Here is a 1,448-nt window from a genome sequence, read left to right on the forward strand (position 1 = left end):
CATGAAGTTGGAATCGCTAGTAATCGCGGATCAGCATGTCGCGGTGAATACGTTCCCGGGTCTTGTACACACCGCCCGTCACACCATGGGAGCGGGTTTTACCAGAAGTAGGTAGCTTAACCGCAAGGAGGGCGCTTACCACGGTAGGATTCGTGACTGGGGTGAAGTCGTAACAAGGTAGCCGTATCGGAAGGTGCGGCTGGATCACCTCCTTTCTAGAGTTTGCACGAGTCAGGTAACTGATTCACGCATCAAATGTTCACACTTATCGGCTGTTAATATAAAGAACAGCATTTGGGGCTGTAGCTCAGCTGGTTAGAGCACCGTGTTGATAACGCGGGGGTCGTTGGTTCGAGTCCAACCAGCCCTACCAGTTTCTGTAGTCTGGAAATACCCTAGGGGGATTAGCTCAGCTGGGAGAGCACCTGCTTTGCAAGCAGGGGGTCGTCGGTTCGATCCCGTCATCCTCCACCAAAAGTTCAAACGTAAATCAGTGCTGATTAATGCACCGGGATTTAGGTTTGGTCTTTTCGAGATCAAGTGCTGTATGTTCTTTAACAATCTGGAAGAAGTAAAGATTATTTATTGATCGGTTTGCCGTAAAACGCAAATCGATGGGTAATGATTGTATGTATCAACAAACAAGCAACAACGTTGTACTTTCTTATTCCTGTAACGCTCTTTCCTCATGCAAATGATGAGAGGCTAACGTTATAGGGACAAGCGAATAAGTGCACATGGTGGATGCCTTGGCGATTACAGGCGATGAAGGACGTAGTAGCTTGCGATAAGCTGCGGGGAGTGAGCAAACACACTTTGATCCGCAGATTTCCGAATGGGGCAACCCACCCTTTTAGGGTATTGCATACTGAATACATAGGTATGCAAGGCGAACGCGGCGAACTGAAACATCTAAGTAGCTGCAGGAAAAGAAATCAACCGAGATTCCCAAAGTAGCGGCGAGCGAAATGGGAAGAGCCTGTACGTGATAGTCGGACCGATAACAGAATCCCCTGGAAAAGGGAGCCATAGTGGGTGATAGCCCCGTATGTGAAATTGGACCGGTGGTACTAAGCGTACGACAAGTAGGGCGGGACACGTGACATCCTGTCTGAATATGGGGGGACCATCCTCCAAGGCTAAATACTCGTAATCGACCGATAGTGAACCAGTACCGTGAGGGAAAGGCGAAAAGAACCCCGGAAGGGGAGTGAAATAGATCCTGAAACCGTGTGCATACAAACAGTAGGAGCGGACTTGTTCCGTGACTGCGTACCTTTTGTATAATGGGTCAGCGACTTACATTCAGTGGCAAGGTTAACCATATAGGGAAGCCGTAGAGAAATCGAGTCCGAATAGGGCGATCAGTCGCTGGGTGTAGACCCGAAACCAAGTGATCTACTCATGGCCAGGATGAAGGTGCGGTAACACGCCCTGGAGGTCCGAAC

The 1,448-nt window shown here is 49.3% G+C and carries 2 tRNA genes and 2 rRNA genes; all 4 read left to right on the forward strand.

Annotated elements, in window-relative coordinates:
- Window positions 1–215: ribosomal RNA gene (locus O0882_RS29020) — 16S ribosomal RNA — on the forward strand; the annotation flags it as partial.
- An 81-nt stretch (window positions 216–296) separates the two neighbouring features.
- A tRNA-Ile gene (locus O0882_RS29025) sits at window positions 297–373 on the forward strand.
- A gap of 25 nt (window positions 374–398) precedes the next feature.
- A tRNA-Ala gene (locus tag O0882_RS29030) sits at window positions 399–474 on the forward strand.
- 243 nt (window positions 475–717) lie between these two features.
- A 23S ribosomal RNA gene (locus tag O0882_RS29035) occupies window positions 718–1,448 on the forward strand; the annotation flags it as partial.

Origin of the sequence: Janthinobacterium sp. SUN073, from assembly GCF_030397665.1 — a bacterium.
Classification (GTDB): domain Bacteria; phylum Pseudomonadota; class Gammaproteobacteria; order Burkholderiales; family Burkholderiaceae_D; genus Janthinobacterium.